26 protein-coding genes and 1 pseudogene are annotated in these 25,358 nt (G+C 59.7%); 14 read left to right on the top strand and 13 right to left on the bottom strand.

What is annotated here, in order from left to right; genetic code table 11:
• Positions 1-255, bottom strand: a pseudogene (locus ACK6BI_RS09565) (type II secretion system protein N); the annotation flags it as partial.
• 133 nt (positions 256-388) lie between these two features.
• Between ACK6BI_RS09565 and gspH the strand changes: the two are divergent.
• Both gspH and ACK6BI_RS09555 read left to right on the top strand, forming a co-directional pair.
• On the top strand, positions 389-841 hold the full coding sequence (gspH, locus tag ACK6BI_RS09560) for a type II secretion system minor pseudopilin GspH (protein WP_409316879.1): 453 nt from the start codon (positions 389-391) through the stop codon (positions 839-841).
• A complete protein-coding gene (locus ACK6BI_RS09555) occupies positions 838-1,446 on the top strand; it encodes a prepilin-type N-terminal cleavage/methylation domain-containing protein (protein ID WP_409316878.1) in 609 nt (202 codons plus the stop codon). The genes gspH and ACK6BI_RS09555 overlap by 4 nt, the downstream gene beginning before the upstream one ends.
• A gap of 127 nt (positions 1,447-1,573) precedes the next feature.
• On the opposite strand, the gene ACK6BI_RS09550 is transcribed toward ACK6BI_RS09555, so the two are convergent.
• Genes ACK6BI_RS09550 through ACK6BI_RS09540 form a run of 3 tightly spaced genes read right to left on the bottom strand, consistent with a single transcriptional unit; the run spans position 1,574 to position 3,840 of the window.
• Entirely contained in the window at positions 1,574-2,512 is a 939-nt protein-coding gene (locus tag ACK6BI_RS09550; RefSeq protein ID WP_409316890.1) for a FecR family protein, read from the bottom strand.
• Positions 2,513-2,545: 33 nt separating this feature from the next.
• The gene (locus tag ACK6BI_RS09545; protein ID WP_065260555.1) at positions 2,546-3,097 is read right to left on the bottom strand and encodes an RNA polymerase sigma factor; all 552 of its coding nucleotides are present in this window, start codon (positions 3,095-3,097) and stop codon (positions 2,546-2,548) included.
• Positions 3,094-3,840: an STN domain-containing protein gene (locus ACK6BI_RS09540; RefSeq protein ID WP_409316877.1), complete on the bottom strand. Its 747-nt coding sequence runs from the start codon at positions 3,838-3,840 to the stop codon at positions 3,094-3,096. Before ACK6BI_RS09540 ends, ACK6BI_RS09545 begins: the two co-directional genes overlap by 4 nt.
• Before the next feature lie 123 nt (positions 3,841-3,963).
• Between ACK6BI_RS09540 and ACK6BI_RS09535 the strand changes: the two genes are divergently transcribed.
• Positions 3,964-4,278 (top strand): hypothetical protein, encoded by a 315-nt coding sequence (locus tag ACK6BI_RS09535; RefSeq protein ID WP_409316876.1) that lies wholly within the window; start codon positions 3,964-3,966, stop codon positions 4,276-4,278.
• A 170-nt stretch (positions 4,279-4,448) separates the two neighbouring features.
• Here the strand turns inward: ACK6BI_RS09535 and ACK6BI_RS09530 are convergent, their stop codons facing one another.
• Complete coding sequence (locus ACK6BI_RS09530; protein ID WP_409316875.1) at positions 4,449-4,889, bottom strand: carboxymuconolactone decarboxylase family protein; 441 nt, start codon at positions 4,887-4,889, stop codon at positions 4,449-4,451.
• A gap of 310 nt (positions 4,890-5,199) precedes the next feature.
• On the opposite strand from ACK6BI_RS09530, the gene ACK6BI_RS09525 reads away from it, so the two are divergent.
• The 4 genes from ACK6BI_RS09525 to ACK6BI_RS09510 all read left to right on the top strand — a co-directional run bounded on the left by ACK6BI_RS09525 (position 5,200) and on the right by ACK6BI_RS09510 (position 8,634).
• Complete coding sequence (locus ACK6BI_RS09525; protein ID WP_409316874.1) at positions 5,200-6,636, top strand: PLP-dependent aminotransferase family protein; 1,437 nt, start codon at positions 5,200-5,202, stop codon at positions 6,634-6,636.
• Positions 6,637-6,755: 119 nt separating this feature from the next.
• The gene (locus ACK6BI_RS09520; RefSeq protein WP_409316873.1) at positions 6,756-7,049 is read left to right on the top strand and encodes a putative quinol monooxygenase; all 294 of its coding nucleotides are present in this window, start codon (positions 6,756-6,758) and stop codon (positions 7,047-7,049) included.
• A gap of 228 nt (positions 7,050-7,277) precedes the next feature.
• Positions 7,278-7,679: a cupin domain-containing protein gene (locus ACK6BI_RS09515; protein ID WP_409316872.1), complete on the top strand. Its 402-nt coding sequence runs from the start codon at positions 7,278-7,280 to the stop codon at positions 7,677-7,679.
• Positions 7,680-7,920: 241 nt separating this feature from the next.
• Positions 7,921-8,634: an ATPase gene (locus ACK6BI_RS09510; protein WP_409316871.1), complete on the top strand. Its 714-nt coding sequence runs from the start codon at positions 7,921-7,923 to the stop codon at positions 8,632-8,634.
• Positions 8,635-8,705: 71 nt separating this feature from the next.
• On the opposite strand, the gene ACK6BI_RS09505 is transcribed toward ACK6BI_RS09510, so the two are convergent.
• Positions 8,706-13,592, bottom strand: coding sequence for an NAD-glutamate dehydrogenase (locus tag ACK6BI_RS09505; protein ID WP_409316870.1), 4,887 nt, complete (start codon positions 13,590-13,592; stop codon positions 8,706-8,708).
• Positions 13,593-14,108: 516 nt separating this feature from the next.
• Between ACK6BI_RS09505 and ACK6BI_RS09500 the strand changes: the two genes are divergently transcribed.
• From ACK6BI_RS09500 to ACK6BI_RS09470, 7 genes are all read left to right on the top strand, one after another.
• Positions 14,109-14,462: a hypothetical protein gene (locus ACK6BI_RS09500; RefSeq protein WP_409316869.1), complete on the top strand. Its 354-nt coding sequence runs from the start codon at positions 14,109-14,111 to the stop codon at positions 14,460-14,462.
• 269 nt (positions 14,463-14,731) lie between these two features.
• On the top strand, positions 14,732-15,691 hold the full coding sequence (locus ACK6BI_RS09495) for a MoxR family ATPase (RefSeq protein WP_065259871.1): 960 nt from the start codon (positions 14,732-14,734) through the stop codon (positions 15,689-15,691).
• 5 nt (positions 15,692-15,696) lie between these two features.
• The gene (locus tag ACK6BI_RS09490) at positions 15,697-16,641 is read left to right on the top strand and encodes a DUF58 domain-containing protein (protein ID WP_409316868.1); all 945 of its coding nucleotides are present in this window, start codon (positions 15,697-15,699) and stop codon (positions 16,639-16,641) included.
• Positions 16,638-17,135, top strand: a complete 498-nt coding sequence (locus tag ACK6BI_RS09485) for a DUF4381 domain-containing protein (RefSeq protein WP_260519786.1) — start codon at positions 16,638-16,640, stop codon at positions 17,133-17,135. The genes ACK6BI_RS09490 and ACK6BI_RS09485 overlap by 4 nt, the downstream gene beginning before the upstream one ends.
• The gene (locus tag ACK6BI_RS09480; protein WP_409316867.1) at positions 17,128-18,207 is read left to right on the top strand and encodes a vWA domain-containing protein; all 1,080 of its coding nucleotides are present in this window, start codon (positions 17,128-17,130) and stop codon (positions 18,205-18,207) included. The genes ACK6BI_RS09485 and ACK6BI_RS09480 overlap by 8 nt, the downstream gene beginning before the upstream one ends.
• Positions 18,204-19,940 carry a tetratricopeptide repeat protein gene (locus ACK6BI_RS09475; RefSeq protein WP_409316866.1) on the top strand — a complete coding sequence of 579 codons (1,737 nt, stop codon included), beginning with the start codon at positions 18,204-18,206 and terminating at the stop codon, positions 19,938-19,940. Before ACK6BI_RS09480 ends, ACK6BI_RS09475 begins: the two co-directional genes overlap by 4 nt.
• A complete protein-coding gene (locus ACK6BI_RS09470; RefSeq protein WP_409316865.1) occupies positions 19,937-21,577 on the top strand; it encodes a BatD family protein in 1,641 nt (546 codons plus the stop codon). Before ACK6BI_RS09475 ends, ACK6BI_RS09470 begins: the two co-directional genes overlap by 4 nt.
• 176 nt (positions 21,578-21,753) lie before the next feature.
• Here ACK6BI_RS09470 and ACK6BI_RS09465 read toward each other — a convergent pair whose 3' ends face one another.
• The 7 genes from ACK6BI_RS09465 to ACK6BI_RS09435 form a co-directional block, all read right to left on the bottom strand.
• Positions 21,754-22,296 (bottom strand): hypothetical protein, encoded by a 543-nt coding sequence (locus ACK6BI_RS09465; RefSeq protein ID WP_409316864.1) that lies wholly within the window; start codon positions 22,294-22,296, stop codon positions 21,754-21,756.
• 266 nt (positions 22,297-22,562) lie between these two features.
• The gene (locus ACK6BI_RS09460) at positions 22,563-22,850 is read right to left on the bottom strand and encodes a MafI family immunity protein (protein WP_409316863.1); all 288 of its coding nucleotides are present in this window, start codon (positions 22,848-22,850) and stop codon (positions 22,563-22,565) included.
• Between the two features lie 65 nt (positions 22,851-22,915).
• Entirely contained in the window at positions 22,916-23,182 is a 267-nt protein-coding gene (locus ACK6BI_RS09455) for a hypothetical protein (RefSeq protein ID WP_409316862.1), read from the bottom strand.
• Positions 23,183-23,346: 164 nt separating this feature from the next.
• Positions 23,347-23,817: a hypothetical protein gene (locus tag ACK6BI_RS09450; protein WP_409316861.1), complete on the bottom strand. Its 471-nt coding sequence runs from the start codon at positions 23,815-23,817 to the stop codon at positions 23,347-23,349.
• A gap of 15 nt (positions 23,818-23,832) precedes the next feature.
• A complete protein-coding gene (locus ACK6BI_RS09445) occupies positions 23,833-24,294 on the bottom strand; it encodes a contact-dependent growth inhibition system immunity protein (protein WP_409316860.1) in 462 nt (153 codons plus the stop codon).
• Positions 24,295-24,406: 112 nt separating this feature from the next.
• Positions 24,407-24,787 (bottom strand): hypothetical protein, encoded by a 381-nt coding sequence (locus tag ACK6BI_RS09440; protein WP_409316859.1) that lies wholly within the window; start codon positions 24,785-24,787, stop codon positions 24,407-24,409.
• A 139-nt stretch (positions 24,788-24,926) separates the two neighbouring features.
• Positions 24,927-25,340: a hypothetical protein gene (locus ACK6BI_RS09435; protein WP_409316858.1), complete on the bottom strand. Its 414-nt coding sequence runs from the start codon at positions 25,338-25,340 to the stop codon at positions 24,927-24,929.
• Positions 25,341-25,358 lie beyond the last annotated feature (18 nt).

Here is a 25,358-nt window from a genome sequence, read left to right as displayed (position 1 = left end):
CAAAATCGCCACCGCCCCGCGACTCCCCGCCATCACGCCGCTGACCTTGATCTCCACCGGCGCTGTTCGATTGGAAAACCATTGCAACGCCGGGTTGTCGCTGCGCGCAGCGAGCAGTTGCGGCGTTGCCGCCGGGGTGTGGGATTCGGCGGTGGTCAGGAGCAGGGATGACCAGGTGGCGATGCCGATCAGGGCGGCCAGCAGCGCGGCGGCCTGGATGAGTTGGGGGGGTGAAAAGCGTGCGGTGAATCTCATGGGCTGAATCTCCTTTTAGTCCCGGTGACCAGACTACCCGGCAATTCTCACGGTTTTATTTCACACGCCTTACATGTTGGCCGTGCAGGATGGTTTTTTGGGACGGGGCTGGACGCAAGGGAGTGCGCATTCAATGAGCCGGAGCAGGCAGCAGGGTTTTACGTTGATCGAGTTGATGGTGGTGCTGGTGATTATCGGGATCGCCAGTGCGGCGATCAGTTTGAGTATCAAGCCCGATCCGTTGCAGTTGCTGCGCAAGGATGCCGAGCGCGTGGCGCAGTTGCTGCAGATTGCTCAGGCTGAGGCCCGGGCCGATGGCCGGCCGATTGCGTGGTTGAGCGATGGCAAGGGGTTTCGGTTCAGTCGGCGCAATGACAGTGGCAAGGGTTTTGATCATTTCGAGCGGGATCCGCAGTTGCGGCCGCGTCCCTGGCAGAGTCCGAAGCTGGAGGTGCGGGTGGAGCCGAAGCAGAAAGTGGTGCTGAACGCGGAGTGGATCAATCCGCCGCTGCAGTTGACGCTGTCTGACGGGCTCAATCGGTTGAGTGTGCTGCGCGATGCTTCGGGCCGGATCAGCGTGCAATGAACAGACAACACGGTTTTACGCTGATCGAGGTGATGGTTGCGATTCTGTTGATGGCGGTGGTCAGTCTGATTGCCTGGAAGGGGCTGGACAGTGTCACCCGCGCCGACCGCCATTTGCAGGCCAGTGGTGAGCAGAGCGACAGCCTGTTGCGGGCGTTGAATCAGATGCAGCGGGATGTGGAGATGCGCGCCGGGATCGAGCTGACGGAGCCGAAGAAGGTCGGCACCGAGGATGAACCGACGACGGCGCCGCCTGCCGTTACGGTGCGCAGCAGTGACAGCAAGGGGTTTCGGCTGGACATCATTCGGAGCGCGGCGGATCAGCCGGGGGCGTTGCAGCGGGTGCGCTGGTGGCTCAAGGGGGACACGTTGTATCGCGCAGTGGCGCCGGCGCGCAGTCGCTATCCGTTGCCGGCGCCGACCGCTGGGGTGGCGGTGTTGAGTGAGGTGAGTGATTTGCAGGTGCGGGTTTGGGAGATGGACAAGGGGTGGCGGCAGTTGAGCGGGAATCGGCGGGAGGATCCGTTGGGGTTGGAGGTGCGGTTGACCCGGCAGACACCGCAGGGGGTGGAGAAGTATCGGCAGGTGATTGGGCCGTTGCAGTAAGCCGCATCGCTGAAGATCCTGTGGGAGCGAGCCTGCTCGCGAAGACGGTGTATCAGCTGCGAATGTACTGACTGACACGACGCCTTCGCGAGCAGGCTCGCTCCCACAGGGTTCAGGGTGGTTTTGGTTAGCTGAGGACGACCACGCCGCCCGGCAGTTCGGTGCATTTGACGCCGTAGGCATCGCGAATCAACGCCCCTACCCCGGCCAGTTGGTCGAGGGAGAAACGTGCTTGTACGCGGCGCTGGCCAAGCTCGCGATTGAGCAGCAGCAACATGCCTGGGCGGTAGCGGTTGATCTCGTCGATCATCTGGCTGAGAGTCGTGCCGTTGAACACCAGCACCTGCTGGCGCCAGTTGCTTACTGCGGCGGTGTCGACGCTTTGTACGGTGCCGACCTGTTGCGCGTCGTAGGTCAGTTGCTGGCCCGGTTCCAGGCGCAGGCTGCGGCCTTCGACTTCCACGTCCACCGCGCCATCGAGGCACGTCACGCACACCTGCTGATCGAGGTTGCGCAGGTTGAACCGCGCCCTGCTCGCCCGCAGCCAACCGCCACCGGCCTGCATCGCCATGGGCAGTCGTGCGGTCTGCACTTCGACTTCGCCGCTGACCAGTTCAAAGCTCTGCACGCCCTCATCCACCGAACGCTGGTTGATGCGAGTCTGGGTGTTCAATTCCAGGCTCAAGCCATCGGCCGGTTCGACGCGGCGTTGCTGGCCGACTTCAGTTATGTAATCAGCGCCGAGCCCGGAGAACCCGCCCGGGATCGTGCCGCGCACCAGCAGGAACGCCGCCGACGCGGCAATGGCGCCGCCGAGAAAGGCCCGTCGTCCAAACCGTCGAGGTGCCTGCATCGCTTCCGCCGCCGGTTGCAGCAGGTGCCACAAGGCCTTGCACTCTTCGAAGGCGCGGGCGTGTTCGGGGCTTTGCGCGCACCACTGGCGCAGCGCTCGGGCATCGGCGACCGTGGCGCGGCCGGAGGTCAGCAGGATCAGCCAGTCGCGGGCTTCGCTTTGCAGACGCTCGGCAGGCGTGGGCTCGGCTGATGTCAGACGGAAGATGTTCAAACGCACAGGTACTCGACGGGTTGATCGGGAGCTTCATTCACTAGACGGTTTTCCGGCCCCGCGACCGAACCGCTGAAACACTTTTCTTTCCAGTTTCGCCGCGCAGTGTCCGAGGGCAGCCTTGATTTCCTTCTCGACCATGCGCGTGGAGATGCCGAAACGCTGGGAGATTTCCAGGTGCGGCGCTTCTTCCAGGCGTGCGGCGATGAAGATCCGGCGACGCCGGGCCGGCAGTTCGTACAGGGCGCCGAGCAGCGACTGGATTTCCTTCTGGCCGCCGACCACGCGCATCGGGTCCAGCGCTTCGTCGCTGACTTGCAGCAGTTCTTCGACTTCGCTGCCGGTGAGCAATCGCGCATCGGCCTGACGGCGGTCGGCGGCGATGTTCAGGGCCATGCGATAGAGGTAGGCGTTGGGCCGCAGCAGGTTCGGCGGCGCTTCCATGCGGTCGACCCGCAGGTAGGTTTCGTGCAGCACGTCGTTGGCCAGGTCCTCCGAGCCGAGGCGGCGTCGCAGGCGCACCCGAAAGTCCTCGTATGACGTCAGGAACAGCTGGACCATCGAACTTTGCCCGGCGTCTTTCATCCCCCGGAAACTCCTTCCCATTGTGTGCATTCCATGCGCTTTCCTGACGATTCGGGTAACAACAGCAAGGTGACTGGCTGGCGCAATGCGCCGGGTGTGGGCCGGTCGATCCTGAGCGTGTGAAAACTGTCTACCAGCGCGGCATCGCGTCGAACATCACCGGTCGAAGTCACCAACCGGTTGTGCTGCACCACGCCGTCGCGGCCGATCCACAACTGCAACACCGCACGAAAACTGCCGGGCCGGGTCAGCGGCGAGCGGCACAGGTTGCGTTCGATGGCGGCCTGCACCGCCGTGGCGTAGCTGCGGTTGACGGCTGCGCTGGCGGGGGTCGGTTTCTCCGCCGGTAGCGGCACGTCCTCGACCTGCGCCACCTGCAAGGTGAACGCATCGTCGCGGCTGTACTTGGCCATCAACCCGCTGCCACCGAGCATCCGGCGCAACGCTTCGGCGGCGGTGAATTCACCGTCCACTGCCAACGAGCGTCGACCGCGACTCAACTGGCTGTCGACCAGCACCGCCATACCAGTGGCGCGGCTGAACTGATCGAGGGCGCGGGCCAGTTCCTGGGCCGGGATGTGCAGCGTCATGCGCATCGTCGCCGGCACCGGATCGGCGCTGGCGCGGCTCAGCAACAAGCCAAGCAGCAGCCCCAGACCGAGCTGGCGCACGAGCGCTGAGCGCACAACATCGTCCCTGGCACGGCCTCGCAGCACAGTTGATGTACCCCTGAAAACCGTCATCCTGAGGGCTGTTTATGAATCTGGTGTGACGGCCACTGCAAAAAAACCATCACGGGATCGGCGCGCCCGTTGCACTAGACTCTCGAGCAAGAGCGGCCCCTTCGGGCCGGCCAGGAGGCACACATGAAATCACTGTGGATATTGGCGATGAGCGGGCTGTTGTTGACCCTGTCGGGCGGCGTGCAGGCCGAGCAGGCGGTGGGTTGCGTCGAGGTGACTGTGGGCGGTTACAAGGCGCCGAATTACGATTGCCTGAGCCAGCAGATGGGCAACAATCCCGACGGCGCGAAGGCTGCGCAAAAGACTCAGGAAGCGATGAATGTGCCGGTCAACAAGCGCCCGCCGAATCAGGTCGGGCTGGCGACGCCGGCGGCTACCAGTACGCGGATGGGCAATACGTTTGGCACGTCGGTAAAGCCGCAGCGGCCAGCGAACTAGAGAACGCAGCAGAGTGCTCGTGGCGAGGGAGCTTGCTCCCGCAGTGGGCGTGATCAACACGCGTCCATCCTGATAAACCGTGCACAACGGATTCAGGGTTGCTTCGCAACCCGGCGGGAGCAAGCTCCCTCGCCACAGCATGCTCCCTTGCTGCGGGGGACATGTGCTCGTCAGTCACTGGGGACCTGGCGAAAACTCACCGCCAGGCGATTCCAGCTGCTGATGGTGCTGACCGCCATGGTCAGGTCCACCAGTTCGCCTTCGTTGAACTGTGTTCGCGCTTGTTCATAGACGTCGTCCGGCACATGACTTTCCGCCAGCAGCGTCACCGCTTCGGTCCAGGCCAGCGCCGCCCGCTCGCGCAGGTTGAAGAAGCCACTGTCGCGCCAGACCGCAATGGCGTACAGCCGTCGATCCGTCTCCCCTGCCCGCCGCGCTTCCACCGAATGCATGTCGGTGCAGAAAGCGCAGCCGTTGAGCTGGGAGGCGCGGATCTTGATCAGGTGCAGCAACGGCGCCTCAATGCTCAGGCTGCTGGTCAGGGCTTCCAGGGCAATCATTGCTTTCATGGCTTTGGGTGAAGCGCTGTAGTAATCCAGACGCGGGGACATGGGCGGGTCTCGGGCAGCAGAAGAGTGATTTCACGGTAAGCGCTGGTGCGCTAGGGTTACAGCCCCAATTGCACGGAAAACCGGCAGACCACTGAACAATGCCAAACACAAAATCTTGTGGGAGCTAGCCTGCTAGCGATGGCCGTTTGTCTGCGTCGTCAATGGTGACTGACAGGACGCTATCGCGAGCAGGCTCGCTCCCACAGGGCCCTATGCCAATTTGAAGGATTTGCACTACGCAACTTCTGCCGGTACTGCATTCGGGAGTAATCTGCCCGGCACACTTAATTTCCCGGAGAGCCCCGTCGGTATGGAACTTCACGTCGTGGTCAACGGCCGCAAGGATCTGGCCGGTCAGTTGTACCAGCAGCTGCGCGGCGCCATCGAGTCCGGGCGTCTGGCCGCCGGCACGCAACTGCCGCCGAGCCGCTTGCTCGCCGAGCAACTGGGGATTTCGCGCAAGACCATTTCCGACACTTACGCGCAGCTGACCTACGAAAACTTCCTTACCGGCGTGATCGGCAAAGGCACTTACGTCAACGCCCGCGCCACACCGGTGCAGCGCAAGCAAAGTCATTGCGAGCTGGCCGGTTCCGAGGTGATCGAGAGCTGGTGCAACCTGCCGGTGTTCCTGCGCCATCCGACGCTGGAAGGCTCGCTGCGTTATGACTTCATTGGCGGCGCCACCAGCAAGGGCCAATTCCCCCACGATGACTGGCGCCGCTGCGTGTCCCATGCGATGCGTCAAATGGCCGGTGCCAAGGGCTTTTACAGCGTGGCAGAAGGCTTGCCGGCACTGCGCAATGCGATTGCCCGGCACATCGCGTTCTCTCGCGGCGTGAACTGCCAGGACGAGGACATCGTGGTGTGCAACGGCGCGCAACAGGCGCTGGACCTGATCGCCCGGGTGCTGCTGCGCCCCGGCAGCCTGGTGGCGATGGAAGATCCGGGTTATCCGCCGGCGCGACTGCTGTTCGGCACTCACGGCGCAACGGTGGTGGGGGTGCCGGTGGATGCGCAAGGGATTCAGGTCGAGCACATTCCAGACGGCACGCGGTTGATCTACGTGACGCCGTCGCATCAGTTTCCGCTGGGCATGCCGATGAGCCACGCGCGACGCGAAGCGTTGCTGGCACGGGCCTATGAGCTGGGCGCGATCATCATCGAGGACGACTATGACAGCGAATTCCGCTACGAGGGTCGACCGACGGATTCGCTGCACAACCTCGATCAGCATGGCATCGTGGCGTATGTCGGCACCTTCTCCAAAACACTACTGCCGGAGCTGCGGCTCGGTTACGCGATCCTGCCGCCAGCGATTCTCGAAGCGGTGATCCGCGCCAAGCAGCTCACCGACCTGCACGCCTCCACCCTGCCGCAATGGGCGCTGGCCAAGTTCATCGCCGAGGGCTGCCTGCTCAAGCACATTCGCCGCTGCCACACCGTCTACGCCCAGCGCCGCGAGCGGATCCTGGCGCGCATGGCCACCGACCTGTCGCCGTGGCTGGAGGCCGTGCCGGCCAGTGCAGGCTTCCATATGGCGGTGTTCTGCCGGGTGCCGATCGACTTGCCGCTGGTGATCGAACTGGCGAAAAAGGTCGAAGTCGGGCTCTACAGCATCGATGGCTTCTATTACCAGCAGCCTGCCAGAAGTGGAATGTACTTCGGTTTCGGCGCCATCGAGACGCTGGACATCGATATTGCGCTGGATCGCCTGCGCGACATTCTGCAACAGGTCACAGGGTAGATTGGTCTGACGGATTACCCGCCGATTGGTTATTGGTGATCCGGGGGTGCAGGCCTATTCTGCACAGGCGTTATCCCTCAATGAGCAGGATTCGTCCGGCCTGATTCAGGAGTTGAGCAATGTCCAACGAAGTGATCAACACCGTCCAGGTGCAGGCTGCAGCCGGCCGCTCCGAGGAGCTGGGCAGGCAGTTGCAGAAGATCGTCGACACCCTGCGCGAAACACCGGGCTGCGATTCCTATCTGGTCGACCGCTGCCCCGAGGACAACCATCGCTGGACCGTGAGCGCCCGCTGGCAGTCGGAAGAAGCGATGCAGGCGCACTTCAACCGGCCTGAGGCGCAGGGGTTTATTGATTTGATCGATAGTCGGCTGGCCAATAGTGTGGATTTCAACTCGTTTCCGATCGTTTGATTTTAAAGACCACATCGCGAGCAGGCTCGCTCCCACAGTTTCTGTGTCGTTCATATGTTCTGTGAACAACACAACACCTGTGGGAGCGAGCCTGCTCGCGATGGCGTATTTGAATGCGCGGATATCCCCCAGATTGGTCACCTGAACTTCCCGCGTATTGGCGGTGTGATTGGCCCGGCACGCGGACTACCGTGAAGACCGACTCCCCCACTTCACAGGTGACCCGCCATGAAACTTCTGCCCATTTTCGCCGCCGCTCTCGTCCTGTCTGTTCCTGCCGCCGCCATGGCCCACGACGCCTCCGAAAAAGTCTCGGTCCTGCAGGACCAGATGCTGAAAAACGTTCCGGGCAAAAAAGCCATGATGATCGAAGTCGACTACAAACCCGGCCAGTCCTCCATCGCCCACAAACACGACGGCACGGCCATGGCCTATGTGCTCGAAGGCGAAGTGATTTCCCAGGTCAAGGGCGAGCAGCCGATCACCTACAAGAAGGGTCAGTTCTGGTACGAACCCGCGGGTTCCGAACATCTGGTGTCGAAAAACGCCAGTAAAACCAGGCCTGCCAGATTGCTGGTGTTCATGGTGCTGTCACCGGACGAGCAAGTGTTGATCCCTTTGAGAAACTGATGGTTGTTCAATCAGCCATAAATAAAAGGCGCAAATGGCTGATTTGTGCCTTTTTTATTTCTCGCGGCAATTAATCCAGAACCCTTACAGCCAATAAAACTATTGCATGACCGTCATTCAGCAAATTGTCAGGTTGTTTTCAGCCGGGCGGGAGTAGTCTGAGGCAACTGTCGCCGGTTCTATCAAGTGAACCCCGACAACTTTGATATTCCGATTGAAGTTGCTTCACGGGAGACTCACCATGAAACTTGCCTTTGCCAGCACCCTGGCGATATCAATTTTAGCGTTGTCCGCCTGTTCCGTTCCCACCGCGCCCAAAGCGGTTTCTTCCCTCGACACACTGTTTACCCAACCGGTCGGGCGCAGCAGCGCCACGCAGGTCAAAAGCGGCCCTGGAGTTTCACTGGGCGTCGTCTATAGCCCGAGCACCCAGACCAATCGCCAATACCTGCGCGACTATCAGGCCAACGCCGGCACCGGTTTCGGCCAGAGTTGGCTGGTGCAGCCGATCCATGATGCCTACGTCGCCACCTCGAAACCGGACATGGCCGTGGACTGGGTGAAAGCCTCGCTGCAGCGCCAGTTCGGCTCGGTGACGGTGTACCCGGACATGCAGAGCCTGCGTGCGGCCAATCCCGATGTGGTAGCGATCGTCGATACTCACAGCCAGTTGATTACTTCGCGCAGTTCCGACATCAAGGCGGATGTAAGTGCGGACTTTTATGACGGGAAGTTCAACTACATCGGAACGGCCAAGGGGTCCGAGGCGAAAGAGTTGACACCGGTCTGGGCAGACTTCAAGCGTTCGGAGGAGATTGTTGCGGACATTAATCAGCAGCAGGAAGTTCAGGTTCGGGCGCTGCAGAAGTTTGACCAGTCGCTCAGTAATTTATTGACCAGACCGGCAGATAAAGTGTCGATGCTCGATAAGAAACAAGGACATAACTTGCAGTAACGAGAAAACCATCAGGCAAAAAAAAGCCCCCGCATCTCACAATGCAGGGGCTTTTTTCATTCACCAGCTACTCAAGCAAGCTCAAGCTCCGCCGTCGCCGCAGCAGGCACGACCGCCTGACCGCTCAACGCCAGATCGTTCAGCTCACGGTTGGCCACCGCGTACATGGCGTAGTCCGAACCGCTGGCGGCACGGATTTCCACCAGCATGGCGCGCCAGCGCTGGATCATCGCGTCGTTCTGCTTCATCCACAGTGCCAGACGGGTTTCCACGTCCGAATCACCGCCGCCCGCTTGCAGAACGGCGATGGTGATCGCGCGCTGCTGCCAGTCGACGTCGTCGCGGAACGCTTCACGGGCCAGGGCCTGCCAGTTGTTTTCAACCGGCAAGGCGCTGATCTTCCCGTTGTACCAGGTGATGTCCAGCGCACTGCCCACGGCGAAGTAAGCCTTGGCCACTTCGGCTGGATCCTGACCGGTGACGTCGGCCGCTTCGATGATCGGCAGCAGCGTGTAGAGGTGGGTCGTACCCGCCACCATACGCGCCAGCAGTTCCGGTACACCGGCAGCCACGTAGGCCTGATAACGCTCCTGCCAGTTCTCGCGGATTTCGCCGCTCAGCAGCTCGTCCAGCTTCAGGCCCAGATCCTTGAGGTGCGGACCGAAATGCGCGACGTCGCGGGCAGCGTTCTGCTCGTTGCGACGGGCACGCAGGAACCAGCGCGTGGCGCGACGGCCCAGACGCATCAGCTCGTCCATCAGCTCCAGTTGCACGTCAGCGGAGACCTGGTAATCCAGCGCTTCGATCTGACGGAACCAGTGCGGCAGGTGGAAGATGTCACGCACGATCACATACGCACCCGCCACGTTCGCCGGGGTCATGCCGGTGGACTCTTTGAGCCTTTGAACGAAGGTGATGCCCATGTGGTTGACCAGATCGTTAGCGATCTGGGTGCTGACGATCTCGCGCTTCAGACGGTGACGGCGCATGGCGTCGGCGAACTTGCTGACCAGGGTCGGCGGGAACGCGGTTTCCATGTCGCGGGTCAGGTAGTCGTCGTCCGGCACCAGCGAGTCCAGCAGCTGCTGCTTGAGGTCGATCTTGCTGTACGAGATCAGCACCGACAGCTCCGGACGGGTCAGGCCCTTGCCGGTCGCGGCGCGCTCGGTGAGCTGCTCTTCGGTCGGCAGGTACTCGATGGCGCGGTCCAGCTTGCCACGGCCTTCCAGGTCGCTCATCAGACGCTTGTACTCGGCGGCACGCTCGTAGGCACGGCGGGCAGCCAGGGACAGGGCCTGAGTCTGTTTGTAGTTGTTGCCCAGCACCAGACCACCGACTTCGTCGGTCATGCTCGCCAGCAACTGATCGCGTTGCTTGCCGGTCATGTCGCCGGCCTGAACCACTTCGTTCAGCAGGATCTTGATGTTCACTTCGTGGTCGGAGCAGTCCACACCACCGGCGTTGTCGATGAAGTCGGTGTTGGAACCGCCGCCATTGAGGCCGAACTCCACACGACCCAGCTGGGTCATGCCGAGGTTACCGCCCTCGCCCACCACTTTGCAGCGCAGCTCGTTGCCGTTCACGCGCAGTGCATCGTTGGCCTTGTCGCCGACATCGGCGTGGCTTTCGCTGCTGGCCTTCACATAAGTACCGATACCGCCGTTCCACAGCAGATCCACCGGCGCCTTGAGCAAGGCGTTCAGCAGCTCGGTCGGGGTCAGCTTGTCGGCCTGGATGTCGAAGCGCTCTTTCATCTGCGGCGAGATGGCAATGCTCTTCGCGCTGCGCGAGAAGATACCGCCGCCTTCGGACATGATGCTGGTGTCGTAGTCGGACCAAGCCGAACGCGGCAGGTCGAACATGCGCTTGCGCTCGACGAAGCTGGTGGCCGGGTCCGGATTCGGATCGATGAAGATGTGCATGTGGTTGAACGCGGCAACCAGTTTCAGCTTGTCGGACATCAACAGGCCGTTACCGAATACGTCGCCGGCCATGTCGCCGATGCCGACCACGGTCACGCTGTCTTCCTGGACATTGATGCCGCGCTCACGGAAGTGGCGCTGTACGCCGACCCACGCGCCCTTGGCGGTGATGCCCATTTTCTTGTGGTCGTAACCGGCCGAACCACCGGACGCGAACGCGTCACCCAGCCAGAAGCCGTAGTCGATGGCGATGCCGTTGGCGATGTCGGAGAAGGTTGCAGTGCCTTTGTCCGCCGCGACCACCAGGTACGGGTCATCGTCGTCATGACGTACGACGTTGGCCGGCGGTACCAGTTTGCCGTCCTTCAGGTTGTCGGTGATGTCCAGCAGACCCGAAATGAAGATGCGGTAGCAGGCGATGCCCTCGGCCGCGATCTCGTCACGGCTGCCGCCCAGTGGCAGGCGACGCGGCAGGAAGCCGCCCTTCGCACCCACCGGCACGATGACCGAGTTCTTCACTTGCTGGGCTTTTACCAGGCCCAGGACTTCGGTACGGAAGTCTTCTTCACGGTCGGACCAGCGCAGACCGCCGCGAGCAACGTTGCCGAAGCGCAGGTGCACGCCTTCGACGCGAGGCGAATAAACGAAGATTTCGAACTTCGGAACCGGCTTAGGCAGTTCAGGGATCAAGTGCGGGTTGAACTTGAAGCTGAAGTACGACTTGTTCTGACCGTTGGCGTCGGTCTGGTAGAAGTTGGTGCGCAGGGTCGCTTTGATCAGGTCCAGGTAACGACGCAGGATGCGGTCTTCGTTGAGGACTTGAACGTCGTCCAGCGCGGTCAGGATGGCCTGTTCCAGACGCTGTTGCTTGTCGTCCAGATCGTCGCTGCCCAGCTTGCGGGCCAGATAGAAACGGGTCTTGAACAACCGGGTCAGCTCACGAGCGATGTCGGTGTGGTTGTTCAGGGTGCTGGCGATATAGCCGAGGTCGAAGCCCAGGCGGATCTGCTTGAGGTAGCGGGCGTAGGCACGCAGCAAGGCGACGTCGCGCCATGGCAGGCCGGCGGTCAGCACCAGACGGTTGAACGCATCGTTCTCGGCATCGCCACGGACGATGTGGACAAAGGCGTCCTGCAGGGTGTCATTGAGTTGCTGGATGTCCAGGTCCAAGCCTTCGGCGGCAGTGAACGCAAAGTCGTGGATCCAGAACTCGCGGCCGTTGTTGTGGCGCAGGCGATACGGGAACTCGCCCAGCACGCGCAGGCCGAGGTTTTCCAGGATCGGCAGCACGTCGGACAGTGCCAGCGGGGTATCGGCGTGGTACAGCTTGCAGTGCAACTCGCGCGGGCCGGCGGCCAGCGGCTGGTAGAAGCTCATCGCCAGCGGCTTCTTCTCGCTCAGGTTGAGCAGGTGCTGCATGTCGACCACGGCCGAATGCGCGGCGAAACGCTCGCGGTAACCGGCCGGGAAGCCTTTCGGGAAGTCAGCCAGTACGTCGACGCCTTTGGCTTCGCCGAGGTTTTCGACGATCAGCGCGGCGTAATCATCCTGCCAGCTGCGGCAGGCCTGGATGACTTCGTTTTCCAGTTGCAGCGGGTCGATGTCGATGCGGTTTTTCGGGTCGACGCGCAGGATCAGCTGCACGCGGGCCAGCACGGACTCGGAGAAGAACGTCCAGAACTCGCAGTCGGTCGCCTTCAGGCGTTCCATCAGCACTTGCTGGATTTTCTGGCGAACTTCGGTGGAGTAGATGTCGCGCGGCACGTAGGCCAGGCAGTAGCAGAAACGACCGTACGGATCTTTGCGCAGGAACACGCGGATCTTGTTGCGTTCCTGGATCTGCACGATCGACATCACGGTGCTGAACAGTTCGTCGACCGGGGTCTGGAACAGGTCGTCACGCGGCAGCACTTCCAGAACCTGAGCCAGTTCCTTGCCCAGGTGAGCCTTGGCCTGGAAGCCGGAGCGACGCTCGATTTCCTCGACCTTGCGGCGGATGAACGGGATGACACGCACGCTTTCGCCATACACCGACGAGGTGTACAGGCCCATGAAGCGGTGTTCCTTGATGACCTTGCCGTCGGCGTCGATTTCACGGATCGACACGTAGTCCGGGTAGGCCGGACGGTGCACGCGGCTCGGGTGCGCAGCCTTGGCGAACGACAGCAGGGTCGGTTCGCGCAGGTAGGCGACCGCGTAGTCTTCGATGTGGCGATCTTCGTTGGTCAGACCGGTGCGCAGCATCCGGGTCAGGCCGAGGAAGGAGTTCTGGTCGTATTCGATGTGGCCGCCATCGGCCTGATCGACCACGGTGAATTCTTCGTAGCCAAGGAAGGTGAAATGGTTGTTCACCAGCCATTCCAGGAAGCTCTTGATTTCGTTCTTTTCGTCGGCTTCGACGGCGAACGCGCTGTTATCGAGCCTGGTGAGGATTTCCTGCACCTTGGCCTTCATCGGCTCGAAATCGGCGACCGCGACGCGGACTTCACCCAGAACCTGTTCCAGTTCCTTGCTCAGCACATTCAGTTCGGCCGCGTTGGCGCAGCGGTCGATTTCCAGGTACATCAGCGACTCGTGCAGGATGCCTTCGCCGGTGGTGCCCTTCGGCAGGATTTCCAGCAGTTCGCCCTTGCTGCCACGACGCACGCTGAGCACGGTGGTCTGCAGGGTGTGGATGCTGTAGCCGCGGCGGTTCAGCTCGGTACGCACCGAGTCCACCAGAAATGGCAGGTCGTGGTGCAGCACTTCGACCGCGGTGTGGGTCGACTGCCAGCCGTGACGCTCGTAATCGGGGTTGTAGACGCGCACTTGCGGTTGCGCGTGATCGAAGCGCTCAAGCAGGCGCCACGCAGAAAGAGTACAGCCAGCGAGGTCGGAGAGGCGACGTTGTGTCAGCTCGTCCAGGGAAATGATGCCGAAGAATTGTTCAGCGAACAGCGCCACTTGTGGCAGTGCCTGTTCACTGATGTGCTGCGCCAGTGCCGCTTGCAGTTGGTGCTGGAAGTCGGCTTTGCTGGCTGCGGTGAAGAACGCCATCTGTGGTACTCCGCTTGGGCTTGTTATTGATGGAAAGCGTCGCGTACAAAACCCCTTTCGGGGCGTTCCGTCGCCCTGTTCCTGAATCTCGGGCAGAGGAAACAGGGTGACAGGTGGATGAAGCTGGACGAGACACTCAGGTCACATTCACCTTCCATGAATGGGCATCTGCAAAAACGACTGCCGGGGGCCGCCACGGGGCCTGCCGCAATGCCTTTACGGGTGCTCATCCGTTGCGCAGCTTAATGGCTGCGACAATGTGTCTGCTTGCAGTGCTGCGACATATTCGGTCATTGGCACGTAAACGAAGGCCTGCGCATCGGTAAACACTAGCATTCATGGGGCAGAACGCCGGTCTGAATGCCCGCTTTTACGGTACATGCGCGCCCGGAATGACCATTGACCTGTGTCGCGTTCACAACACATCCTCTGACACTCTCACATGCAGAAATTCCCCGGGGCTGGCAGAATCGCGCCCAATTGCGACCAACAAGCCCGCCGAGGCAGGAATTCCTCATGCAAATGACCACCGCCCTACTCATTGTCAACCCGTGCGACGACGAAGAAGACAACATGGCCATGCTCTGCTGCCACAGCGACAAAGGCGAAATGTTTCTGATGAGCCGCTATCCGGACGAGGATGAGCTGGAAATCACGCTGGAAGGCGCGCCGTCCACCCTGGATGGTGTAAAGGTCACCCTGACCAGAACCCTGCTGAAGATCGAAATCGCCGCCGCGGATGCCGATGCGCTGAACGGGGATGATGTGCTGGAAATCACCTACAACCCGGACATGGTCGATCTGGCCGAGGTCGAGGAAACCCTGAAGAACATTCTGGATGGTACTGGCACCTACATCAGCCAGATTTGATGTTGGCTTGACGGCCCTTTCGCGAGCAGGCTCGCTCCCACACAGAGCGGTGTACGCCGCTCAAATGTGGGAGCGAGCCTGCTCGCGATGACACCCGAAAGAACACCGCACCTCCCCCGCCCTACAAATTTCCAACAATTCCCCCGGTCATTTCCCGCACTTTGCGCAAAATGCCGTTAGTCGCCACCCCCTGCGATGGATTAAAGTAACGCCCCCAGCCCCGGCGTTATCCGAACGCCTGTGGCCACCCTTTCCAGGAACAGTCATCGATGGAACATCGTGAAGCGCTGCTGGCGCTGCGAACCTTTCTTTCAACGCAGATTCTCGGCCAGGAAAAACTCATCGAGCGCTTGCTCATCGCCCTGCTCGCCGACGGCCACATGCTGGTCGAGGGTGCTCCGGGCCTGGCCAAGACCAAAGCGATCAAAGAACTCGCCGAGGGCATCGAAGCCCAGTTCCATCGCATCCAGTTCACTCCGGACCTGCTGCCGGCCGACATCACCGGCACCGAGATCTATCGCCCGGAAACCGGTAGTTTCGTGTTTCAGCAAGGCCCGATCTTCCACAACCTGGTGCTCGCAGACGAAATCAACCGTGCTCCGGCCAAGGTGCAATCGGCCCTGCTTGAAGCCATGGCCGAGCGTCAGGTCAGTGTCGGGCGCAGCACTTATGAACTGTCGCCGCTGTTTCTGGTGATGGCCACGCAGAACCCGATCGAGCAGGAAGGCACCTACCCGCTGCCAGAAGCCCAGCTCGACCGTTTCCTGCTGCACGTGAAAATCGGTTTCCCGGACGCCGCCGTCGAACGACGGATCCTGCAACAGGCCCGTGGCGAAGCCCTGAACGGTGAAACCAAGCCCGAGCGCCGGGTCAGCCAGCAGGCAATCTTTGCCGCACGCAAGGAAATCCTCGGTCTGTACATGGCCGACGCCGTGGAGGAATACCTCGTGCAACTGGTCATGGCCACACGCAACCCGGCGAAGTTCGATCCGGAAATGGCCGAATGGATCGCCTACGGCGCCAGCCCGCGCGGTTCCATCGCCCTCGACCGCTGCGCCCGTGCCCACGCTTGGCTGGCCGGTCGCGATTTCGTCAGCCCGGAAGACATCCAGGCCGTGCTGTTCGACGTATTGCGTCATCGCATCATTCTCTCGTTCGAGGCTGAAGCCGCCGGCATCGACCAGGATCGGGTGGTGCAACGGATTCTCGACGTCGTCGCCGTCGCTTGACCCCCATGAACGCCTCCCTGCCGTCCGAACCGGGCATTCGCATCACTCTCGCCGAATTGATCGAGATGCGTCATCGCGTACGGGAAGTGCAGCTGTTTTCAACGCCGAGCCAGCGCAGCCCGCTGATCGGCCTGCACCACTCGAAATTCCGTGGCCGTGGCGTGGACTTCGATCAGGTGCGGGTCTACCAGGCCGGCGACGACGTACGCACCATCGACTGGCGCGTGACTGCCCGTACTCAAGAGCCGCACACCAAGCTGTTCCACGAAGAGCGCGAGCGGCCGATCTTCATCATGGTCGAGCAAAGCACGCGGCTGTTCTTCGGTTCCGGGCTGATGTTCAAATCGGTGCTGGCGGCGCAGGCTGCGGCATTGATCGGTTGGGCCGCGCTGGGCCACAACGACCGGGTCGGCGGACTGGTGTTCGGCGACAACGAGCATTACGAAATCAAGCCGCGTCGCAGCAAGCAGAGCCTGTTGCAATTGCTCAACCGTCTGGTGAAGGCCAATCAGTCGCTGCACACCGAACGCGAGCCGGATCGCGATGCGTTCGGTGCCGCCCTGCGCCGGGCCCGGGAAGTATTGCGCCCGGGCAGTCTGGTGGTGGTGATCTGTGACGAACGGGCCCTCAGCGACAGCGCGGAGCAGCAATTGAGCCTGCTGTCGCGCCATTGCGACCTGCTGATGCTGCCGCTGTCCGATCCGCTGGATCACGCCCTGCCCGCCGCCGGGCTGCTGAAGTTCGCCGAACGCGGTGCGCAACTGGAGCTCGACACACTGAATTTTGATCTGCGCCAGACCTACCGCGCCCAGGCCGAAGCACGCATTGCCCGCTGGGAACTGCTCGCGCAGAAGCTGCGGGTCTTGTTGATGCCCTTGAGCACCCAGAGTGAAATGGTCGAGCAGATGCGCGAGTTCCTCAACCCGCAGCGTCCGGGGAGCGTTCGATGAACGGCCTCGAACAACTGCAACCGCTGATGTCCCCGCCACCGATTGCCTTCTGGCCGCCGGCGCCGGGCTGGTGGCTGCTGCTTTTGTTGCTGCCGCTGATCGGTTTCGCCCTGTGGCGCTTGCGCCGGTTCATTCCGGTCAAGAAGAAACCCGTCGTGCGCGCCGAAATCCCGCTCGATCCTGTGCGCATCGCAGCGCTCGCCGAGCTGGCACAAATGGTCAAGCCCTACGACGGAGCGCCCGCCGGTGCCTGGCTGCAGCAGCTCAACGGTCTGCTCAAACGCCTGTGCCGCAACCATTATCCCTACAGCCAGAGCCACACCCTCAACGGGCGCAAATGGCTGGCGTTTCTCGACAATCGCTGCCCCGCCGCCGGCCTGACCCGCTGGATGGTGCTGGTGGAAGGCGCCTACAAGCCCGAGTGCAAACTCGACGACAAGGCCATCGCCGGCCTGACGCAAGCTGTCGATACGTGGATCCGCAAGCATGTTTGAGTTCGCCTGGCCGTGGGTCTTTACGCTGTTGCCGCTACCGTGGCTGATGCGCCTTGTGCTGCCGGTGGCGGACAGCGGCGAACCGGCGCTGAAAGTCAGCTTCCTCGGTGATCTGGAAGGCCTCGCCCGTCGCCGTGCCCGCGCCAATCTGCCGGCCTGGCGTCAGCAGGCGCCGTTCATGTTGCTGTGGCTGTTGCTGCTGATCGCCGCCGCCCGCCCGCAATGGCTCGGCGAACCGTTGCCGATTGCCGCCAGCGGCCGCGATCTGCTGGTGGCGGTGGACGTGTCCGGCTCGATGGACTTTCCCGACATGCAATGGAACGACGAAGACGTCAGTCGCCTGTCGCTCGTGCAGCATCTGCTCGGTGATTTTCTGGAAAGCCGCGACGGCGACCGGGTCGGTCTGATCCTGTTCGGCAGTCAGGCCTATCTGCAGGCGCCGCTGACCTTTGACCGACACACCGTTCGGGTCTGGCTCGATGAAGCGCGAATCGGCATCGCCGGCAAAAACACCGCCATCGGCGACGCCATCGGCCTGGCCCTGAAACGCCTGCGCATGCGCCCGGCGCAGAGTCGGGTGCTGATTCTGGTCACCGACGGTGCCAACAACGGCGGCGAAATCGAGCCGCTGATCGCCGCAAAACTGGCCGCCAATGAAGGTGTGAAAATCTACCCCATCGGCATCGGTGCCGATCCCGAAGAAAGCGGCGCCACGGCACTGCTCGGCGGCAACCCGACCCTGGACCTCGACGAGCCGGCACTCAGAGCCATCGCCGATGTCACCGGCGGCCGCTATTTCCGCGCCCGTGACGGCAAGGAATTGCAAGCGATCAAGGACACCCTCGACCGACTCGAGCCGGTGGCCCAGCAACCGACCGAGGCTCGGCCTGCACAAGCCTTGTATCACTGGCCGTTGGCGCTGGCCCTGTTGCTGAGCATTCTGCTGGTGGCTCGCGAACTGTGGCCGGACAACCCGTTGCAACGCCTGTTCACCAAGGAGCTGTATCTGCAAAGCCCCCTGCCTGACTGGCGCGAACGCCTCAAGCGTCTGCGTCTGCGGAGGCGCCGATGATTGCGCTCTGGCCGCACTGGTTCCGTCCGTGGTGGCTGCTGTTGCTGCCACTGCTCGGCTGGCTGATCTGGCAACTCTGGCATCGGCAGAAGCGCGCCGGGCGCTGGCAAATGATTCTGCCGCCGGCGTTCCATGCCGCACTGCTCAGCGGTGGCAACGGTCGCGACAGCAAATTGCCTTGGGTTGCGCTGGCCGTCGCTTGGCTGCTGACGGTTGTGGCGCTGCTCGGACCGAGCTGGGAGCGGGTCGAACAGACCAGCCAGAAACCGGCCGATCCGCTGGTGGTGGCGCTGGAGTTGACTCCGGAAATGCTCGCCACCGATTCGCCCCCCACGCGTCTGGAGCAAGCCCGACGCAAGCTGTTCGATCTGCTCAAGGCTCGCAGCGATGCGCAGACCGCCATCGTCGTTTATGCCGGCAGCGCCCATACGCTGGTGCCACTGTCGGATGACCTGGCGACCAGCCGCAATCTGCTCGATGCCCTCAAGCCGTCGCTGATGCCGGAGAGCGGCCACCGTGCCGATCTTGCCGTGCGCAAGGCACTGGCCTTGCTGGAACAAGGAGCGCTGGGTCAGGGACGTATTCTGCTGATCGGTTCTTCGCTGTCCGATGAGGAACGCCAGGGCATTCGCCGCGCATTGAGCGGGCAATCGGCGCAACTGCTGATGCTCGGCATCGGCACCGCCGAGGGTGCGCCGATTGCTCAGGAGGACGGCAGCTTCCTCAAGGACGCCCAGGGTGCGATCCGCGTGCCGCAACTCGACAGTCCCGGCCTCGCTGCCTTCTTGAACGCCGTGGGTGGTGAATACCACAGCGCACGACTGGACGAATCGGACCTGCGCAGCCTCGGTCTGCTCGACGGCCCGCGCAGCCTGCGCAACGATGGCCAGACCCTGCGCCTCGACACCTGGGCCGATCAGGGTTACTGGCTGCTGTTGCCACTGTTGCTGCTCGCCGCCTGCGCCGGGCGCCGTGGCTGGTTGTTCTGTCTGCCGCTGCTCTTTTGTCTGCCGCAACCGAGCTACGCTTTCAATTTCGAAGACCTGTGGCTGCGCCCCGACCAACAGGGCCTGCATCTGCTGAAACAGAAGCGTCCGGCCGAGGCTGCGCAACACTTCGAAGATCATCAGTGGCAAGGGCTGGCGTTGTACGAGGCCGGCGATTACAGTGGCGCCGCCGAGCGTTTCGCCGAAGGCAGCGATGCCCGCGCCCACTACAATCGTGGCAACGCCCTGGCGAAAAGCGGTGCACTGGAAGCGGCCATCGACGCCTACGAACAGGCGCTGGAGCTGCAACCGGATCTGCGTCCGGCGCTGACCAACAAGACACTGGTGGAAAACCTGCTCAAGCAGAAAAACACTCCGCCGCCGACCGAGCCAGAGAAGCAACCGACGCAACAGAACCTGCCGGGCGAGGAACCACCGCCCGCCACTGCGCCGCCACCGGCGATCAAGAATGACGCGCAAAGTGAGGCCCAGCCGGCGGAGTCAGCGAGCGAACCGCCGCCGACCACTCCGCCACAGCCAGGCCCCAACGAATTGCCGGACAGCGCGCCGGACACGGAACAGAACACGGCTCCGACGCTGAACCCCGGCGAGGACAACCTCGAAGGCGAGCAGCGTCAGGCACTGGAGCAATGGCTGGGCAAGATCCCGGACGATCCGGGAGAACTGCTGCGGCGCAAATTCTGGTACGAACAGCAACAACATCAGGATCAGGAAAACACTCGATGACCCGTTTCACCGCTCTCTGGCTGCCCCTGCTGATCTGCACGGCCACCGCTCAGGCGGCCGAGCTGACGGCCAGCGTGGATCGCAGTCGCCTGAACTCCGGCGAGACGGTGGAACTCACCCTCGAATCCAACGATGTCACGCAGTTCGGCAAACCGGACCTGACCCCGCTGGAGCCGTTGTTCGAAGTGCGCGGCACGCGGCAGGTCAACCAGCTCAACACCCTCAACAACGAAAACCGCGCCACCACCCGCTGGATCATCACCCTGTTGCCGAAACAGAACGGCAGCGTGGAAATTCCGCCGCTGAAACTGGGTGAAACCCAAAGCCAGCCGATTACCGTGCAAGTGGTCGAAAGCGACACTCACGAAGAGAAGAATGCCCTCGACCCGGTGTTTATCGAGTCCAGCCTCGACCAGAGCAGCGTCTATGTGCAGGCCCAGGCCGTCCTGACACTGCGTATCTACCATTCGGTGTCGCTGTACGACGACAGCAGCGTCACCCCGCTGCAGATCACCGATGCACGGGTCGAACAACTGGGTGACACCCGCACCTACGAAAAAGACATCAACGGTGTGCGGCATGGCGTAATCGAAATGCGCTACGCGATTTTCCCGCAACACAGCGGTTTGCTGACCATCACCCCGCAAACCTTCAGCGCCACACGGGTGGACACCCAGCCAGCCAAAGACGCCAACGCACAGGGTCCGAAACCGGGCAAAGTGTTGCGAGTGACCTCTACGGAAATCCCGCTGACGGTCAAACCCAAACCGATCACTTATCCGGCCGATGCACCGTGGCTGCCGGCCCGCAGCCTGAGCCTGAGCGAAAGCTGGAACCCGGAACCGGACCACACCCAGGTCGGCGACTCCCTGACCCGCAGCCTGACCCTCAAGGTCGAAGGCCTGGCCAGTTCGCAACTGCCCGCCCTGCCCGCCACCGAGGCCACCGGCCTGCGCCGCTACCCGGACCAACCGGTGCTCAACAACCAGAGCAGCGAGCGTGGGTTGATCGGCAGCCGTGAAGAGCGCGAAGCCCTGGTGCCAAGCCGCAGCGGTTCGATCGAACTGCCGACCGTCGACGTGGTGTGGTGGAACACTTTCGAAGATCACCTGGAACACACCAGCCTGCCGGCCCGCACCCTGCAAGTGGTGAACAACCCGAGCCTGCAGGTCGACACCCCGGCCGGCAGCGCGCAATCCTTCAACACCGCCGACAGCGAAGCGCTGTGGTGGTGGAAACTCAGCACGCTGATCCTGGCCTGCACCACCCTCCTCGGCTTCGGCCTCTGGTGGCGCGCCCGCTGGCAACCGGCAATCCTGCGCGCCGCACAAACCGGCCCGAGCCCGCGCACCCTGCTCGACGACATCAAACGCGCCAGCCAGGCCAACGACCCCCACGCCACCCGCCAGGCCCTCGACGCCTGGGCTCGCCAACAACCGGAAACCCTCGCAGAAATGGCCGCGCGCTTTGTGCCGCTGTCGGATGCGCTCGACGGGCTGAACGGCGCGCTGTACAGCGAAACCGGGCAGCATTGGCAGGGTGAGGATCTGTGGCGGGCGATCCGCACGATTCCGACGGCGGAGCGGGTGCAGGATCCGGTGGGGGATAGTGGGTTGCCGCCGCTTTATCCGAAGTAGGTCATCCCCGGCTTCGCTCAGTCGGCGCCGGTCAAGTCCATATAAACAGGCTCGGCGATGACGCCCCCTTCACCGATTTCAGGTGTGTAGAACCGCAATCCCAGAAACTCGCCTTGTTCCGTCAGAAACTGCTGAACGACGAGTACTTCTTCGTTTCACCTTTTTGAGTCTTCTTTTCAAATAAAATATTCACGAAAAGCTTTAACGACCTTAACCATAAACTCGTGCTCGCTTTCGAGTACCTGAAATTGATCAGAGCTTAGGAGGTTCCGCTGAAGTGCCTCAGCGAACGAAGGGCAGTCGCTATCGCCTCTCAATGCGAGGACGCCAAATTCTTCATAAGCACTTTCATAGGCGAGCCAATTGAACCCTAAATCCCCCATAACCATCGGGTAACCAACCTCACCTCCAAAAAAATTTCGAAATCCGCTATTTATCAATTCTGCGCTGGCACCGATATCCTTCCCGTCAAACAAAAAGCAGGTCTCTCCCCCCCCTGAGGAACTGATGAAAACGTCTGACGCAAAGTCTTTGTAGCTTGCAGAAACCAGTTCGGTCACCCCCTCTACAAAATCAATCAAAGGCCTTTCAAAAAACCAGAAAACATAGCCTTTCGAGCGAAAAACATTGGCGGGAAGGTCCCTGTCAAAATCAACCATTTTTTCTATATCGCTCATGATTTGGAGTGATTTTTCAGATCCAAGTCTAATCATACTCATTTCATTCTCCCTTGAATCTGATCTTGAGAATCGCTTTCTTGATGCCGACGATGTTCAGTGAGGCACTCGGTTCGTCCGTTGACGTCGATTTCGGATAGAACCTGTAAATTCTGTCACCCTTTTCCAGAATGGCCACTGTTCCATCCGCTGAAAAAGTTTTCTTGTGAATGAAAAGGAGACAGATTTATTTAATTAAATAAATATGCCCCTTTTTCAAAAAATAATAAATCCACCCTCCCCCGCAATTAAATAAATCTTCCCCATTTTCACGCAGTCCCATTTTCACTCCATTCAACTATGGGCGTGATCAACCCTTGCAAATATTTGAAAGGCGCGCCCCCCACATCAAAACCCATATCAACAATTAATAGCCTTATCTCTTCATACTCCTCATTACTCAGAGATACATCATATTCAGAAATATGATCACAAAGAATCTCCAACGCCAAACTCTCTTCATTACACTTTACATAACCCAGTGCACCTTCAAGAAGAGAACCTTCCAAGCGCCCCTTTAACTTATTTCCAAAACTCAGTATACGTTCCGAGTACATAATTTATCTCTTGATCTGTTTATATGAAAAGGGGAAAATTTATTAATCAAATAAATTCACCCCCTTCACTCCAAATACCTCGCCTCTCTTATATAAGAATTAAACTTCCCACCACCCTGATCAAGATGTAATCGGTCGCAGTTCTTACAACGATAAACCGTCATTGCATCCTGCCCGACCAGATCATAAAACTCTTCTTCCGGCAACCAACGCTCTGAGAGCGCCTCCCCAACTTCATCTATCCTCCGTTCAGAAACCAGCGAAAACTCGGACTCAGACGTTCCATGAGACAGATTGATGACATTACCGCAGACACAAGCAAATTTTGGCATAATTATTTACCTCCTTGAGGTCTATTATAGCGGCTTACGATGCCGTCGGCTTTCTGGAAGAAAATTGTCTTTATGCTCTGAGCACTCAAGTAGAGGGGGCAGATTTATTTAATTAAATAAATCTGCCCCCTTTTTTTGTCCTCTTTTTTATTGCCCCCCTTGTTTTATGTTTCCCGAAACCTGTAAGTTTCAATGAAACCCCTGTCGTCCGAGTTAACGGTAAGCACCGCTTGCTCAAATCCCTCAAGGTTGTCGCTAAACCACGGTTCATCAAGACGGAACACATGAACCTTGACTGTTGCGCCAAACTCGTCGTGTGAAACGTATCCCTGAAGAGTGCCCGGCAGGACGGATTTATTCCATTGATCAAGTACGAGGGATAACCAGGAGACAACACTGGCCAAAATATCTTCGCGGACATAATCATCAACATGAATCGAGTTAACGAAACATTCATAGCCTGTTCTGTGAGGAAAACGACAGAGACTCATATGACTTTGAGGATTCAAAGCCGCGAGAAACATACAGCCCTCACGCTCGACAAAACCGGAATGTGCAATACGATTCAGCTCCGCCTCCAAGGCAACGAGTTTTACTTCAACCAGCAGCCCTTTCATTGCCTTGTTAACTTTCACAATAATCCTCGAGCGTCAGCTCACACTCTCGAGCGTTTTGATCAATGCAAAAGCGCACTTTGACAGCTCGAAATCCAAACCGGAAATATCAATCGCCAGTGCCAACCTGGCTTTACGGGAAGCGTCAGCATTCTCCCGCCAATACACTTCACTTAAGTCGACCAATGCATACAGCAGCTCGCCGTCATACCTGTCGCCTGCGAGAACATCATCTTCGAAAAAGGCTATCGCAACAGGCAGGACTTCGCGAACATACAAATCCTGCCTCAGCGCACGGCAAATATCGCCCACACCCAGCTGATCAAGGGGAATTTCACGAACAGACTGATACCACGCATCCAAGGAAGAACATGCTCGCGAAGTCGGGCAATACTTCTGCTGTTCAAAATCACTAAGCCTCACATCCTGAATCCTTCCAAAGATGACATTGATCACTAAAGCAGGAATAGATATCCAAACCGTTTCTTGCTCGACCACTGATGTTTCCAGCCGTCCAATCCCTGGCATCTGCGATGGGGGATATTGAGTTAACAATTTTTACTTCAATGCTTCTGATAAAAAAATACGAACCACCTTGACCAGGCGATCGTCAATTTTTTTCATAAACATAATTATCTGGAATTTCTGGCCAGGAGACCTCTCTGACCAAAGTCTCGAAATCATCACATATATCTCTAAAAAAACCTGAAAGATCCAGGAATCTGGTGCGAGCCCTTGCAATAGCCACACACAGCTCCAAGTCATCTTTGTTCTTTAATGCTGTAGCGGCCCTTGAGACATCGGACATGGCATTATCGATAAGCTCCGACACTTCATCGTTCCACTCTAATGCAAAGTCAGCGCACCAATCATCACCATCGAATTCGCCTTGCTTCTCGGTAATAATATCAACGAGAGCCTTTCTTACCATACTCATATCTTTCATCGCTAGCCCCTGTGTCCATAAAGCAATTTTTCGCTTTTCGATCATTACATTACTTCCTCCTGAAAACAGATCAGAAGGTGTAAACCTTATTCAGGACGGGACAATTTAATCAAATAAATCCGCCCCCTATTGATTGCCTTTGATACCAACAGCTAATCAAACAATCCTGTCTCCCTTTCTTTCATTACGGTAGCTGAACCAGCACAACTTCCTCAGAACCTTTGGGTAACTCCAAGAGATGTTTCCATCCCTCAAGAATTTTTTGCCATTCCTGCAAGGTAAACTTGCTTTCTGGCTGACCAATCCAGTCGTCGTTCATCGAAATATCAACCTGTACACCAGTTGTATCAATATTCAAAACAACGTCGTTCCCCCCGGCACAAATTGATTGCTCTGTTCCATCCAGTACCGACGCCAGATACCCAAGCAGCCGATCACAGCTTGCGGGGGTTTGTGCAACAGCACCCAGTGTGCTGCAGACATAAAGCTCATAGCGTTGAGCGCCCTCCTGCCCGGGGCTCACCTGCGCCATGTCATAAAAGACCTCACCCAAAACAGGGTGAGGTCCGGCCCAATGATGAAAAAATTTTAGTTCCATGAGTGCACCCAATATCTA

The sequence above is a fragment of the Pseudomonas sp. KCJK9016 genome, assembly GCF_046231795.1.
Taxonomy (GTDB): domain Bacteria; phylum Pseudomonadota; class Gammaproteobacteria; order Pseudomonadales; family Pseudomonadaceae; genus Aquipseudomonas; species Aquipseudomonas bananamidigenes.
The sequence above is the reverse complement of the archived record's forward strand: the minus strand, read 5'-3'. Positions and strand labels throughout refer to the sequence as shown.